The 12,796-nt window shown below is 67.9% G+C and carries 13 protein-coding genes; 9 read left to right on the top strand and 4 right to left on the bottom strand.

The genetic code is table 11. From position 1 onward, the window contains the following. Nucleotides 1–292 precede the first annotated feature (292 nt). Both CF70_RS12820 and CF70_RS12815 read right to left on the bottom strand, forming a co-directional pair. Complete coding sequence (locus tag CF70_RS12820; RefSeq protein WP_035864959.1) at nucleotides 293–724, bottom strand: VOC family protein; 432 nt, start codon at nucleotides 722–724, stop codon at nucleotides 293–295. A 192-nt stretch (nucleotides 725–916) separates the two neighbouring features. Beyond that, nucleotides 917–1,648 (bottom strand): SGNH/GDSL hydrolase family protein, encoded by a 732-nt coding sequence (locus CF70_RS12815; protein ID WP_035864956.1) that lies wholly within the window; start codon nucleotides 1,646–1,648, stop codon nucleotides 917–919. Between the two features lie 153 nt (nucleotides 1,649–1,801). On the opposite strand from CF70_RS12815, the gene CF70_RS12810 reads away from it, so the two are divergent. Together CF70_RS12810 and CF70_RS12805 are read left to right on the top strand one after the other, a co-directional pair. Beyond that, entirely contained in the window at nucleotides 1,802–2,272 is a 471-nt protein-coding gene (locus CF70_RS12810; protein ID WP_035865091.1) for an SRPBCC family protein, read from the top strand. Continuing rightward, nucleotides 2,269–3,747, top strand: coding sequence for a DHA2 family efflux MFS transporter permease subunit (locus CF70_RS12805; RefSeq protein ID WP_035864954.1), 1,479 nt, complete (start codon nucleotides 2,269–2,271; stop codon nucleotides 3,745–3,747). The genes CF70_RS12810 and CF70_RS12805 overlap by 4 nt, the downstream gene beginning before the upstream one ends. Nucleotides 3,748–3,774: 27 nt before the next feature. Here the strand turns inward: CF70_RS12805 and CF70_RS12800 are convergent, their stop codons facing one another. After that, entirely contained in the window at nucleotides 3,775–4,044 is a 270-nt protein-coding gene (locus CF70_RS12800; RefSeq protein WP_035864953.1) for an acyl-CoA-binding protein, read from the bottom strand. Between the two features lie 199 nt (nucleotides 4,045–4,243). Here CF70_RS12800 and tsaB point away from each other — a divergent pair, with 199 nt between their 5' ends. The 4 genes from tsaB (at nucleotide 4,244) to CF70_RS12780 (ending at nucleotide 7,704) form a co-directional block, all read left to right on the top strand. After that, nucleotides 4,244–5,014 carry a tRNA (adenosine(37)-N6)-threonylcarbamoyltransferase complex dimerization subunit type 1 TsaB gene (gene tsaB, locus CF70_RS12795; protein WP_035864950.1) on the top strand — a complete coding sequence of 257 codons (771 nt, stop codon included), beginning with the start codon at nucleotides 4,244–4,246 and terminating at the stop codon, nucleotides 5,012–5,014. Nucleotides 5,015–5,100: 86 nt separating this feature from the next. After that, on the top strand, nucleotides 5,101–5,595 hold the full coding sequence (gene rimI / locus CF70_RS12790) for a ribosomal protein S18-alanine N-acetyltransferase (protein WP_035865087.1): 495 nt from the start codon (nucleotides 5,101–5,103) through the stop codon (nucleotides 5,593–5,595). Continuing rightward, on the top strand, nucleotides 5,592–6,569 hold the full coding sequence (locus CF70_RS12785; protein WP_035864948.1) for a uracil-DNA glycosylase: 978 nt from the start codon (nucleotides 5,592–5,594) through the stop codon (nucleotides 6,567–6,569). Before rimI ends, CF70_RS12785 begins: the two co-directional genes overlap by 4 nt. Beyond that, complete coding sequence (locus CF70_RS12780; RefSeq protein ID WP_035864946.1) at nucleotides 6,550–7,704, top strand: DUF1853 family protein; 1,155 nt, start codon at nucleotides 6,550–6,552, stop codon at nucleotides 7,702–7,704. Before CF70_RS12785 ends, CF70_RS12780 begins: the two co-directional genes overlap by 20 nt. A gap of 31 nt (nucleotides 7,705–7,735) precedes the next feature. On the opposite strand, the gene lplT is transcribed toward CF70_RS12780, so the two are convergent. Further along, the gene (gene lplT, locus CF70_RS12775; protein WP_035864944.1) at nucleotides 7,736–9,055 is read right to left on the bottom strand and encodes a lysophospholipid transporter LplT; all 1,320 of its coding nucleotides are present in this window, start codon (nucleotides 9,053–9,055) and stop codon (nucleotides 7,736–7,738) included. 441 nt (nucleotides 9,056–9,496) lie between these two features. On the opposite strand from lplT, the gene alr reads away from it, so the two are divergent. The 3 genes from alr to CF70_RS12760 all read left to right on the top strand — a co-directional run bounded on the left by alr (nucleotide 9,497) and on the right by CF70_RS12760 (nucleotide 12,780). Next, nucleotides 9,497–10,612: an alanine racemase gene (gene alr, locus CF70_RS12770; RefSeq protein ID WP_035864942.1), complete on the top strand. Its 1,116-nt coding sequence runs from the start codon at nucleotides 9,497–9,499 to the stop codon at nucleotides 10,610–10,612. A gap of 151 nt (nucleotides 10,613–10,763) precedes the next feature. Then, nucleotides 10,764–12,125 carry a DNA repair protein RadA gene (radA, locus tag CF70_RS12765; RefSeq protein ID WP_035864940.1) on the top strand — a complete coding sequence of 454 codons (1,362 nt, stop codon included), beginning with the start codon at nucleotides 10,764–10,766 and terminating at the stop codon, nucleotides 12,123–12,125. A gap of 79 nt (nucleotides 12,126–12,204) precedes the next feature. Further along, nucleotides 12,205–12,780 (top strand): hypothetical protein, encoded by a 576-nt coding sequence (locus CF70_RS12760; RefSeq protein ID WP_035864937.1) that lies wholly within the window; start codon nucleotides 12,205–12,207, stop codon nucleotides 12,778–12,780. The last annotated feature ends 16 nt before the right edge of the window (nucleotides 12,781–12,796 follow it).

Below are 12,796 nucleotides of genomic sequence, written 5' to 3'. Positions count from 1 at the left end.
GGCGGCGATGCGCCGCGCGGTCCGGTTGGGCCTGGAGCCCGCCGGAACACGGCCGGCAGGTTGGCCGGCGATGTCCCTGGCAAGCTCAGCGTTGTCTTCTCGTTGTCGTCTCGTTGTTTGCACCGGAGACACGATAGAACAAGCTCGCCACGCCACCAACGAAGCAAACTGCGCTTGCATATCCACTTTTATGGATGGGCGGCCCGCCGCGATGGCCACTCGCAGAAATTTCCTCGCGACAGTTCGGAAGGGGCCCGTGCCCAGGCAAACCGCGCTTGCGGCAGAACCGCCGCTAGGCCGCCTCCACGGCTCGTTTCCCGTCCATTGCAGCACCGTATCCTTCGCCCTTCCACTCGATGAAACAGATGCCATGGCCGAAGGGATCGGACAGCATGGCCTGCCGGCCCCAGGCGAAATCCTGCGGCCAGTCCTCGAGTTCGGCGCCGGCTTCCAGCGCGCGCTCGATGGCGGCTTCGAGGTCTTCCACCACAAAGTCGAGATGTACCGGCATCGTGCGCCGGCGATAGTTGCGCCGTCCGTCGGCACGTGCGCCGGGCGAGGTGCCTGGCGCACCGGCGAGCAGGTAGATGGGCGTGGCGCCGCCCGCCATTTCTGCCACGGTTCCGTCGAACAGCTTGCGCGCCAGGCGCAGTCCCAGGCCGCGCTGATAGAAGCCGATGCCGCGCGCGAGGTCGTCGACATCGATATTGACCAGCAATTGCATCGCTGCCTCCTGCTTTGATTGGGGCGATATCACTGCGGGGCTTTCCGTTGGGCGCCACGTGCGTGCCGGGTGCGGATGGTGAGGCAAGCGCATGGCAAAAACGCCCGCTGAGTGAGGAGCCGCATTGTGCGCCAGCACTCCTGACACATACTGTCAGGAGTGTTGAATCCGGCGCCCATGCCGGGGAGCCTGTCAGGCGCGCGCCGGTGCCAGCAGCGCGGCCACGACGGGCGCCAGCGCGTCGCCGAGCGCCATATGGTCGGCGGCGTCAAGGTGCACGCCGTCAACCTCGCTGCTGCGGATCACCGTGCCGGTGTCGAACCAGTCGCAACCGCGGGCGCGGCAGACCTCCTCGAAGGCTTGCGCCAGCCCGGCGCATTTGTGCTCGCCGCCCGCGAACTTGGGCGCCAGCGGCCCGCGCGGCGTAGTGATGGGGGGCGGTACCAGCACCAGTACCGGCGGCACCGGCATGCCGGGCTCGATGGGCGCGCCGCGGATGGCGTCGAGCAGGGCGCCGATGCCTTGCGCGGCATGCCAGGCATTGTGCGGGTGCATGGACTGGAAGTCGTTGCTGCCGAGCATCAGGATGACCAGGGCCAGCGGCGCGTGCATTTCCATGCGCTGTGCCAGGCCCTGGATGCCGTTGCGGCCGGGTTTGAAGGGGTCGTCCCAGACCGTGCGGCGGCCGTTGAGGCAGTCTTCGAGTATGCGCACCGGGCGCTGGGCGCCGGCGGCCGCGCCGTTCGCCACATTCAGGGCAAGCTCCAGGCGCCCGGGCCAGCGCACCGGCCAGGGCAGGCGCTGCCGCGTTCCCGGCACGATGCCCCACGACAGCGAGTCGGCATAGACCAATACCTGGAGCGGGTCGGCGTACGCGCTGTCGAGGGGGGAGGGAGCGGTAGCGGACAGCGGGGGATGGCTCATGGGCATTCTCCGTGGCGGGCAGGACTGGCGGGAAGCGTCGGGTAAAGCCGCATTGGCAGCTTTGCGACAGGGTTCCGGGCGCGGAAGTTTTGCTGAGAACCTTGGCTCGGAAACCCTCATAATATCGGCTAACAATAGATCGGGAGAGTGAAGTTGCGTTTCGAGCACCTGGTGGAGATCAACGATCCACGAAATATCCAGTTGGACACGCTTACGCCGGAGCAGCTCTGGCAAGGACTGGTGCTGCGCAGTGCCGAGCCCGAACTGTTTGTGATGGGGCTGGACCGCGCGGAGATCGTGGAACGGGGCGACGACTGGGTCGAGCGCAAGCTGCACTTCGGCAAGGCCACGATCCGCGACCGCGTGGTCTTCGAGCGGCGCCGCGTGGTGCGCTATGAAACCGCTCCCACGGACGAACACGCAGGCGGCACCCTGACCATGGCGATCGAGACGCCGGGCCCCGGCGCGCTGCTGCTGCGCTTTATCTACGAAACCACCATGCCCGCGGTGGACGACAGCGGCGACGACCGTTACGCCGAGATCGTCAAGTCGGCCTACCATGAGGCCGACCTCGACACCGTGCGCAAGATTCGCGAACTGGCAGCCCTCGGGCGGCTGGGGTGAGCGGGCAGCCTTCGTCGCCTGCCCCCGGCGGGCAGCCAGGCGGGCCGACCCGGGAATCGCTGCGGGCGCGTTATGGCAGCCGCCTGCGCTGGCTGGTGCTGCTCACGCTGATGCTGGGGACGGTCTCGTCGATCGTGTCGTCGACCATCGTCAATGTGGCCATTCCGGACCTGAGCCGGCATTTCGTGCTCGGGCAGGAGCGCGCGCAATGGGTGGCGGCCAGCTTCATGATCGCCATGACGCTGTCGATGCTGCTGACCCCCTGGCTGCTCAACCGCTATGGCCTGCGCCGCACCTTCCTGGGCAGCCTGTTGCTGCTGGGCGCGGGCGGGCTGGTTGGCGGATTCTCACCGACTTACGGCGTGATGATCGCCATGCGGGCGGCCGAGGGCGTTGCCGCGGGGATCCTGCAGCCGCTGCCGAATATCCTGATCCTGCGGGTGTTCGAGGAGCGCGAGCAGGGCAAGGCGGTCAGCCTGTTCGGCTTCGGCGTGGTGCTGGCGCCGGCGCTGGGGCCGAGCCTGGGCGGCTTCCTGGTGGAGGCCTTCGGCTGGCGCTCGATTTTCTTCGTGGTGGTGCCGCTGACGCTGATCGGGCTGTGGATGGCGCGGCGCTTCATGGCGGTGGACTCCGCCATGATGGGCGAGCGCAAGCCGCTCGACTGGCAGGGCCTGGGGCTGGCCGGCATTGCCACCGTGAGCTTGCTCAACGGGCTGGTGCAGATGCGTGAAAGCCTGCCGGCCGGGCTGGCACTGGCCGGCTTCGGGGTACTGATGCTGGTGGTGTTCGTGCTGTGGCAGTTGCGTGCCGCCCATCCGCTGATGAATATGCGCCTGTACAGCTACCAGCAGTTCGCGGCCGGGGCGGTGGTGGCGTTCATCTACGGCGCGGGGCTGTTCGGGTCCACCTACCTGCTGCCGGTCTATATGCAGTTGGCGCTGGCCTATACGCCGTCGCGCGCCGGCCTGGTGCTGTTGCCTGCGGGCATCGCGCTGGCCTTGACCATCGCCGCATCGGGGCGCTTGTCCAATCGCGTCGCACCGCATTGGCAGGTGTCCTTCGGCCTCGCGCTGCTGGCGGCTTCCTTCCTGCTGATGGCGATGGGCACCAAGGCCACGCCTTACCTGCTGCTGGTGGGGTTTGCGATACTCGGCCGCATCGGGCTGGGCTGCATCCTGCCTTCGCTGACGCTGGGTGCGATGCGCGGCGTGGATTATTCGCTGATCGCGCAGGGCTCCAGCTGCATCAACTTCCTGCGGCAACTGGGTGGCGCCATCGGCGTGAGCCTTGCCGGGGTGGGGCTGCAATGGCGGCTGGCGGCGCAGGGCGCGGTGCTCGGCCCGGAAGGCGACGCCGCCGCGCGCATCCGCGCCTTCGACGAAACCTTCCTCGCGGTGGGGCTGGTTATCGCCACCGCGATCCTGGCGGCCTGGCGGATCCGGCCAAGGCCGCTGTCCGACGCGGCGCAGGCCTAGGGGGGACCGGGAGGGGGCGGTCCGGCTTCAGGCGGTGGTGCCGCTGCGCAGTTCCTCCACCAGCGCGATGTATTTTTCCCTGGCGTCGTCCTGGGACGTGCCCTTGAGCGTCTCCCAGGCCTCGAACTTGTAGCGGCCGACGAAATCGGTCATGCCCGGCTTGTCGCCGTGGGCGTCGCCCTCGCTGCCTTGCTTGAACAGCGCATACAGGCGCAGCAGGGTCATGTTGCTGGGGCGCTCGGTCAGTTGCTTGACGTCGAGCTGGGCTTGGGCGAAGCGTGCCTGCAGGTCGCTCATGGGATTCTCCGGTATGGGTTTGAAGGGGAAGCGTTGGGGGACAAAGCGCGTGAGCCGCGATGATAGCCCCCGCCACGGTGCGTTGGCGCCGAAAGAAACCGAAGAACACTTCAGTCCGCGGGGAAGGGGCGCCCGGTTACGGGTTGGCCCGGACGCGCGCAAGTTCAGCTTTTGAGGTCGCTCCGGATACAATCTCGCCATGTCCTGGATTCTTGCAGTTGAAACCTCCACCGAGTGGTGTTCGGTCGCGCTCGGGCGCCTTGCCGATGGCGGCGCCCTTGAGTGCCTGGTTCGTCATGAACATACCGGCCCGCGCTCCTCTTCCCGCGTGTTGCCGGCCGCCGGCGAGCTGCTGGCCGAGGCCGGCATCGCCTTGTCCGATTGCGCCGCCATCGCGTTTGGCGCCGGGCCGGGCTCCTTCACGGGCCTGCGCACCGCCTGCGGCGTGGCCCAGGGGCTGGCCTTCGGGGCCGACCTGCCGGTGATTCCCGTCAATTCGCTGATGGCCTGTGCCGAGCGCGTGCGCCTGGGCGGCGAGGGGATGCCCGCCTTGCCGCCCGGCGTCTCGGTGCTGGTTGCCCTGGATGCGCGCATGGACGAAGCCTATGCGGGCGCTTTCCGCTGGGATGCCGGCGTGCACGAGTGGCAGGCAGCGACCGAAATGCAGGTGTGCCCGCCCGAGGCCGTCAGCCTGCCGGCCGGGCCGTTCTGGCTGGCCGGCAGCGCTGCTGCCGTGTTTGGCGAGCGCCTCAAGGCAACGGGGATGGCGCAGCAAAGCGTGCCCGAAGCCTTGCCCGCCGCGCCGGCGCTGGTATCGATTGCCCTGCGCGCGCTGGCGCGCAATGAAACCGTCGCGGCGGCGGACGCCATGCCGATCTACCTGCGCGACAAGGTTGCCCAGACCATCGCCGAGCGCCAAGTCGCGGCGGCGCAGCGCGCCTCGCTGGCCGCAGCGGGGGAGCAGCCGTGAGCGTGGAGCGCAACCTGCCACCCGCCGACGGCGCGGCCCGTCCCGGCTCTGGCCAGGGAGCCGGCGCCGGCTGCGCGTGGCCAGAGATGCCGGTGATGCCGAGCATACCGGCAGGCTGGGCCATCGGCCGGATGAGCGCGCTGGATGTCGAAGCCGTCGCGGAGATCGAAGCCAGGGCCTATAGCCATCCGTGGACGCGCGGCAATTTCGAGAACTCCGTCAAGGCGGGGCATATTGGCCTGACCCTGCGGGATCCCGGCGGCGTGCTGGTTGCCTATACGGTGCTGATGCCGGTGGTCGACGAGATGCACCTGCTCAATATCACCGTGGACCCGGTGCGCCAGCGTGGCGGGCTGGGCCGGCTGCTGCTGGCCGTCGCCCTGGCCACGTCGCACGGGCATCACCTGCATACCATGTTGCTGGAAGTGCGGCCATCCAACGTCGGGGCGATCGAGCTGTACCGCCAGGCGGGCTTTGCCGAGATCGGGCGGCGCAAGGGCTATTACCCGGCCGCGGGCCATGCGCGGGAGGATGCGCTGGTGCTGCGCCGCGCCTGGGCGCCTGTGGAGGCCATGCCATGAGCCGCCGCGCCAGGTTTCTCGAAGTGCTCGGCATTGCCGATGAATGGGTGCTGCGCCGCGCACCAGCCATGCCGGAGGCCGCCGGGCCACCGGGGGCGGCCGTGGACGCCGTCGCCGCCGGTGAAGATGCCCTGGATCACGACGACCAGCCCGCGCAGGAAGCCGCGCAGGTTGTCATCGCGCACGCTGCCGCTGTCGATGCGCCAGCCGAAGCCGGCGAGGACGAGGCGGTTGCAGTGGCGGCGGCGCCTTCCGCATGGGGGCCAGACATGGATGCCGGGCCCGTCCCGGCACCGGTCCGCCTTCCTCCCCGGCCGCCCGTCGCGATCCCGGCGGAAAGCGGCTTCGATCCCTCGCCGGCAGCCCAACCGGGTGTGGACGCCGATGCGCGTTCCGCCGCCATTGCCGCGCTGGACTGGAGCGCGCTCGAACAGCGCGTCTCGGGCTGCGTGGACTGCCAGCTGTGCAACGGCCGCACCCAGACCGTGTTCGGCGTGGGCGACCGCCGGGCCGAATGGATGCTGATCGGCGAAGCGCCGGGCGAAAACGAGGACAAGCAGGGCGAGCCCTTCGTCGGCCAGGCCGGCAAGCTGCTCGACAATATGCTGGCTGCCCTGGACCTGGCGCGCGGACGCAACGTGTATATCGCCAACGTGCTCAAGTGCCGCCCGCCCGGCAACCGCAATCCCGAGCCGGAAGAGGTCGCCCAGTGCGAACCCTACCTGAAGCGCCAGATCGCATTGATCCAGCCCAAGCTGATCGTGGTGCTGGGGCGCTTTGCCGCTCAGTCCCTGCTGCGCACCACCACGCCGATCGGCAAGCTGCGCGGCACCGTCCACAGCTATGAAGGCATCCCGGTGGTGGTGACCTACCATCCCGCCTACCTGTTGCGCACCTTGTCGGACAAGGCGCGTGCCTGGGAGGACCTGTGCCTGGCACGCGAGGTGCACGACCGTGCGGGAGCCAAGGCCTGATTTCGCGCTAAGCCCCGGCGGCGCCATCGAGATGGCGCCGCTCTGGCGCCATGCCGCCTCGCAGCGCCTGCGCGAACTCGCCTGGTGCTCGCTTTCGCCCCCATTGCTCGCGTTCCTGCCCGAAGCTGACGCGGCCCATCCCGCCGTCAACGGTTCGGCGCCTTCGCAGGCGGCCCTGGCGCGCTGGCCGGAAGGGGCGCTGGCCGCCTGGCAGCGCTGGCTGCCGGCTGCCGATCCCGGTTCGCTGCCGCCCACCATTGCCGAGCTGGCGCTTGGCCAGGAACAGCAGCGCGTGCGCGGCCCGTCGCCCGCGCCCAGCCTGCGCCTGGGCCGCCACGCGGAACGCCTGCTGCAATTCACGCTGGAACACACCGAGGGACTGGAACTGCTCGCGGCGAACCTGCCGGTGCGCCGCGCCGGCACCCATGGCGTGCAAACGCTGGGGGAACTGGATTTCGTCTGGCGAGACGTGGCTAGCGGCGCCACCGTGCACTGGGAGATGGCAGCCAAGTTCTACCTGCTGGTCGAGCCCGTGGCGGATGCCGTGTCGCGCGATGGCGGGACCGGCAAAGCCGTGCTGGACCGGCATTGTTTTGTCGGTCCCAACCTGGTGGACCGGCTGGGCGACAAGCTCGAACATATCGTGCGCCGCCAGCTGCCGCTGTCGCACACGCCGGAGGCCCGCGCGCTGCTGGGCCGGCCGGTCGATCGCAGCGAGGTCTACCTGCTCGGGTGGCTGTTCTACCGGGACGGTGTGGTGCCGGCTGCCATCGGCGATCTGGGAATCGCGCCCGACCACTTGCATGGCTGGTGGTCTACCTTGCAGGACTGGTCGGACTGGGCGCACAAGCGGGAAGGATCGCGCTGGTACCGGCTGCCGCGCTCGGCATGGATGGCGCCGGCCAGGGTGGCGCAAGCGCATACGGAGACGGCGGAGGCGGTACATGAGGCCCTGGCGCAGCGCTTTGCCGAAACGCACCACGAGAAGAACTGGCGGCGCGAGGCCCCGGTGATGCTATGCGAAGTGGAGCCGGCGGGGCAGCCCGGCGTGTGGCGGGAACGTACGCGCGGCTTCGTGGTGCCCCCGGGGTGGGAAGAGCGTGCGCGCCAGCGCATCGCCAGGCCGGTGGGGTGAGGGCCGTGCCCGGCCCTCCGCCTGGCTAGTGCTAGTGGTGCTTGTCTTCGCCGATCATGGCCAGCGAATTGAAGGTCCGCACGTTGTAGCGGTGCTGGCGCATCACCAGCAGCATGGTCACGCAGACAAAAATGCCGAACGCGACGATGACGATGCCGATGGGCACATTGAGCTTGATCAGCAATGCGTACAGGCACAGCATCAGCAGCACGGAAACGTTTTCGTTGAAGTTCTGCACGGCAATCGAGTGCCCGGCCGATAGCAGCACGTGCCCGCGGTGCTGCAGCAGCGCGTTCATCGGCACCACGAAGTAGCCGGACATGCCGCCTACCAGCATCAGGAACACGTAGGCGATGGCCATGTACAACGGCATGTGCATGCCGAGGAACTGGAACGTAATGTCGGGCATGCTGTTCTTGGTGTAGAAGGCCATCAGCATCACCACCACGCCCATTGCCACGCCGAAGGGCAGCACCGACAGCGACTTGCGCAGGGGAATGCGCATGGCCGCCATGATCGCGCCGACCGCGACGCCCACTGCCACCACGGCCTGCAGCAGCGCGCCTTGCGAGAGGTTCAGGCTGAGCGACTTCTCCGCCCATTTCAACACGATGAACTGCAGCGTGGCGCCGGCGCCCCAGAACAGCGTGGTCACGGCCAGCGAGATCTGGCCCAGCTTGTCGCGCCACAGCGCGGTAAAGCAGTCGGCGAATTCGGCAATCAGCTTGATCGGGTTCTTTTCCTGCTGCGGGTAACGCGCGCCGGTCTCGGGAATGAACAGGTTGAAGATGGCTGCGATCACGTAGAACAGCATGATCACCACCATCGCAGCCTCGGCCGGCGTATTGATGCCGGTATTGACGCCGGGTACGTCGATGCCCAGCAGAAGCTGCGAGATATGCACCGAGATCAGCGCGCCACCCACCACGGTGCCGAGGATGATCGAGCCCACGGTCAGGCCTTCGATCCAGCCATTGGCGGCCACCAGCTTTTCGGGGGGGAGCAGTTCGGTGAGGATGCCGTACTTGGCGGGCGAGTAGGCCGCCGCGCCGAATCCGACGATGCCATAGGCCAGCAGCGGGTGCAGCCCGAACATCATGATGGCGCAACCGCCGATCTTGATGGTGTTCGTGATGAACATCACCTTGCCCTTGGGCATCGAGTCGGCGAAGGCGCCCACGAAGGCGGCCAGCACGACGTAGGAGAGCACGAAGAACAACTTGAGCAGCGGGGTCATCCACTGCGGGGAATGCAGTTCGGTGAGAAGGGCGATGGCGGCGATGAGCAGCGCATTGTCGGCCAGCGATGAGAAGAACTGCGCCGCCATGATGGTATAAAAACCCTTCTTCATACTTTGGACTCTATCTCCATCGCTATTACCGTACGTGACTGGCACCAGCGCGCCGCTCGGCGCCGTTGTTGCCGTTGTTGCCTGTAGGGAACCTGGGCCCGCGTCGTTGTCAAAGTGATGCTCGTGCCGAACCCGGGAGTGCCGCGCAGTTTGCCTGACCCTGATTGACATATTGCATCACTTTTAAAACATGGCCGGAACGTCCGGCTTTATAACACGAAAATAAGGCGATTCCGAGCATCCACGGGCCGCCGGTTGGACAACGCAAGCGCGCCGCGATTCCCTAAATGTTTGCTCTAATGTGTTCAAATAACGTCTGTGCAACGTGCCGCGCGTACCGGGTCTTCCCGGATATGGTGCAACCATCGGGCGGGAGCATTCAGGCCAGACAGCCAGGATCCCAGCCGCGCCACCGCGCCGCAAGCCTCTAGAAGCGATCTCATGCCAAGACCCATTCACGCCGTCATTCATCAACCGGCCCTGGCCAACAACCTGGACGTTGTGCGCCATTGCGCACCCCAGTCGCGGGTCTGGGCCGTGATCAAGGCCAACGCCTATGGCCACGGCATCCGCCGTGCTTTCGCCGGCCTGCGCGCCGCCGACGGTTTCGGCCTGCTCGACCTGAACGAAGCCGTGCTGTTGCGCGAACTGGGCTGGCAGGGCCCGATCCTGTTGCTGGAGGGTTTCTTCCAGCCGCAGGATGTGGCCCTGCTGGAGCAGTACCGCCTCACCACCGTGGTGCACTGCGACGAACAACTCCGCATGCTGGAAGTGGCGCGGCCCAAGGGCCCGCTGGCGATCCAGCTCAAGCTCAATACCGGCATGAACCGCCTGGGCTTCCGCCCGGAGCAATACCGGACCGCCTGGGAGCGTGCGCGGACCCTCTCATGCGTGGGCAGTATCGTGCATATGACCCATTTCTCGGACGCCGACAGCGCGCGCGGCATCGCGCACCAGATGGAAGTGTTCGACGCCACCACCGCGAACCTGCCGGGCGAGGCCAGCTTGTCCAACTCCGCCGCCACGCTGTGGCATCCGCAGGCTCACCGCGCCTGGGTCCGGCCAGGGGTGGTGCTGTACGGCGCATCGCCCACGGGCCAGGCGGCCGATGTGTCCAGCTTCGGCCTGCAGCCGGCCATGTCGCTGCACAGCGAGTTGATCTCGATACAGGACCTCCAGCCGGGCGATACCGTTGGCTACGGTTCGCTGTTCAAGGCCGAGCGGCCGATGCGCATCGGCGTGGTCGCCTGCGGCTATGCCGACGGCTATCCTCGGCATGCGGCGGGCTGGGGCGACAACCCGGCGCCGGTGCTGGTCGACGGCGTGCGCACCCGTCTGGTGGGCCGGGTCTCCATGGATATGATCTGCGTCGACCTGACCCCTTGCCCCAAGGCCAAGGTGGGCAGTCCCGTGACCCTGTGGGGCCAGGGCTTGCCGATCGACGACGTCGCCGCCGCCAGCGGTACCGTGGGCTACGAGCTGATGTGCGCGCTGGCGCTCCGCGTGCCGGTGACCGTGGCGACGCTGACCGCGCCCGAGCAGCCGGCACTGGCCTGAGCGGCCTCGCGGAGCGCCTGCCACATCCAGCCCGGCCGGTCCGTTCGCGGGCAGGCCGGGGCGGCTCCGGGCCGCGCATGTGCTCCGCATTGAAGGCGCGGTTCGCCCACGTGCCTGTACCCGCCATATCCCCCATTCCCGAGGACTCCAGTTGGCCAAGCCCAAGAACGTCTACACCTGCACCGAATGCGGCGGCACCTCGCCGCGCTGGCAAGGCCAGTGCCCGCAGTGCCAGCAATGGAACACCCTGGTGGAGACCGTGGCGGAGACCGGCTCGGCCAAGCGCTTCCAGCCGCTGGCGGCTTCCGCGATGGTGCAGCGCCTGTCGGAAATCGACGCCGCCGACGTGCCGCGTTTCTCCAGCGGCATCGATGAGTTCGACCGCGTGCTGGGCGGCGGCCTGGTTTCCGGCGGCGTGGTGCTGATCGGCGGCGATCCCGGCATCGGCAAGTCCACCCTGCTGTTGCAGGCGCTGGCCAACCTGGCCGCTGAGCGGCGCGTGCTGTACGTCAGCGGCGAGGAGTCCGGCGCGCAGATTGCATTGCGCGCGCAGCGCCTCGGCGTCGACAGTCCGCACCTGGCGCTGCTGGCTGAGATCCAGCTGGAGAAGATCCAGGCCACGCTGGAGGCGGAGAAGCCCGAGGTGGCGGTGATCGATTCGATCCAGACCTTGTTCTCGGAGGCGCTGACCTCGGCGCCGGGCTCGGTGGCCCAGGTGCGCGAGTGCGCGGCCCAGCTCACCCGCATCGCCAAGAGCACGGGTACCACCATCATCCTGGTCGGGCACGTGACCAAGGACGGCAGCCTGGCCGGGCCGCGCGTGCTGGAGCATATTGTCGATACCGTTTTGTATTTCGAGGGCGACACGCATTCCTCGCACCGCCTGATCCGCGCTTTCAAGAACCGCTTCGGCGCGGTCAACGAGCTGGGCGTGTTCGCCATGACCGAGCGTGGCCTGCGCGGCGTCAGCAATCCCTCCGCGTTGTTCCTGTCGCAGCACGAGCAGGTGGTGCCCGGCTCCTGCGTGCTGGTGACGCAGGAGGGCACGCGGCCGCTGCTGGTGGAGGTACAGGCGCTGGTGGATACCGCGCACGTGCCGAATCCCCGGCGCCTGGCCGTGGGGCTGGAGCAGAACCGGCTGGCCATGCTGCTGGCGGTGCTGCACCGCCACGCCGGCATTGCCTGCTTTGACCAGGACGTGTTTCTCAACGCCGTGGGCGGGGTCAAGATCTCCGAGCCGGCGGCCGACCTGGCGGTGCTGCTGGCGATCCATTCCTCCATGCGCAACAAGCCGCTGCCGCGCGGGCTGGTGGTCTTCGGCGAAGTCGGCCTGGCCGGCGAGATCCGTCCCAGCCCGCGCGGGCAGGAACGCTTGCGCGAAGCGGCCAAGCTTGGCTTCTCGATGGCGGTGATTCCCAAGGCCAATGCGCCCAAGCAGAAGATCGACGGGCTGGAGGTGATGGCGGTGGAGCGGCTGGAACAGGCAATCGACCGGGTCCGGCACCTGGAGTGAGGGCGCCAGCCCTTTCCCGACCCTCTCCAGTGGCGATTTTGGGTATATTCTGAAGCACTTTTTCAATCGGAGTCCATCCATGCGCATTTTCAACGTCCATCGCCGCCACGGCATGATCGCCGCGATCGGCTGCGGCGCAGCATTGCTGCACGCGGCTGCAGCCGCGGCCGATGGCGCCAGGCCGTTCTTTGACGCAGCGCTGTGCAAACCGCCCTACACGACCAAGGCCGCCACCGCGCTCTACGAGGCCGCCGAGAAGCTCGCCAAGCCGGATCTGTCCAGGCTGGGCGCGGCCATCTACAAGCTGCCGCAGCCCATCGCGCAGGACGGCTTCGCTAGCGATGAAGTGATATTCGCCGGTACGTCGGTGGGTGTGCTGGTGCAGGGCCAGCAGGCCGAAGCGCTGGCCGCGCGCTACCAGCTCAAGCAGGAGACTTCGACCTTGCTGGGCACCGCCACCAAGGGCTTTGCCCGCGCTCTGCCGGCCGCTCAGCAGCCCCTGCCCGGTCTCGGCACCGTTTCCATCGTGGCGCGCGAAAGCGCCGCGCTGCCGGGCAAGACGCTGCTGATTTGCGAGCTCGTCAGCCATCAGGACGCGCAGGCGCTGAAAGCCTACGAGCGCAGCCAGGCCGGGCAGGGCGCGGCCGCGCGCTAAGCCGGGAGATATCGTC

Origin of the sequence: Cupriavidus sp. SK-3, assembly GCF_000611145.1 — a bacterium.
GTDB lineage: Bacteria > Pseudomonadota > Gammaproteobacteria > Burkholderiales > Burkholderiaceae > Cupriavidus.
The sequence above is the reverse complement of the archived record's forward strand: the minus strand, read 5'-3'. Positions and strand labels throughout refer to the sequence as shown.

What these genes read in the sequence shown, in the direction of transcription:
- rimI (WP_035865087.1), top strand. Translation starts at nt 5,101, where the DNA reads ATGCCGGTGATGCCGAGCATACCGGCAGGCTGGGCCATCGGCCGGATG.
- lplT (WP_035864944.1), bottom strand. Translation starts at nt 9,055, where the DNA reads ATGAAGAAGGGTTTTTATACCATCATGGCGGCGCAGTTCTTCTCATCG.
- CF70_RS12760 (WP_035864937.1), top strand. Translation starts at nt 12,205, where the DNA reads ATGCGCATTTTCAACGTCCATCGCCGCCACGGCATGATCGCCGCGATC.
- CF70_RS12800 (WP_035864953.1), bottom strand. Translation starts at nt 4,044, where the DNA reads ATGAGCGACCTGCAGGCACGCTTCGCCCAAGCCCAGCTCGACGTCAAG.
- tsaB (WP_035864950.1), top strand. Translation starts at nt 4,244, where the DNA reads ATGTCCTGGATTCTTGCAGTTGAAACCTCCACCGAGTGGTGTTCGGTC.
- alr (WP_035864942.1), top strand. Translation starts at nt 9,497, where the DNA reads ATGCCAAGACCCATTCACGCCGTCATTCATCAACCGGCCCTGGCCAAC.
- CF70_RS12815 (WP_035864956.1), bottom strand. Translation starts at nt 1,648, where the DNA reads ATGAGCCATCCCCCGCTGTCCGCTACCGCTCCCTCCCCCCTCGACAGC.
- CF70_RS12785 (WP_035864948.1), top strand. Translation starts at nt 5,592, where the DNA reads ATGAGCCGCCGCGCCAGGTTTCTCGAAGTGCTCGGCATTGCCGATGAA.
- CF70_RS12820 (WP_035864959.1), bottom strand. Translation starts at nt 724, where the DNA reads ATGCAATTGCTGGTCAATATCGATGTCGACGACCTCGCGCGCGGCATC.